Source organism: Pseudonocardia sp. EV170527-09 (genome assembly GCF_008369905.1).
Taxonomy (GTDB): Bacteria; Actinomycetota; Actinomycetes; order Mycobacteriales; family Pseudonocardiaceae; genus Pseudonocardia.
Genome location: NZ_VRMC01000592.1, coordinates 1 through 248 on the forward strand (window position 1 = coordinate 1; position 248 = coordinate 248).

At 48.0% G+C, this 248-nt stretch carries 1 pseudogene; it reads right to left on the bottom strand.

The annotated features are described in order from the left end of the window. A pseudogene (locus FVA95_RS30215) lies at positions 1 to 248 on the bottom strand (dUTP diphosphatase); the annotation flags it as partial.

The following is a 248-nucleotide window of genomic DNA, read 5'->3' on the forward strand; positions in this document are numbered from 1 at the left end:
ACCCAGTACAATGCCATGCTTATGTCCCAGCCCTGAGCGCGGCATGATAAAACCGACATAATCCGGGTCTTGGATGTAGATGGCGAGTCCTGTACCAATCAACTGGCTTTCACCAGCTTTTATGGTGATAGGCTCATCGACACAAGCACGTAAATCTATACCCGCCGAGCCGTCTGTCGCGCGATGAGGTAGGGGAAATTTATCATCAGTACCAATTTTGGGGTTTAAAATCTTGACTTGTACTTGCT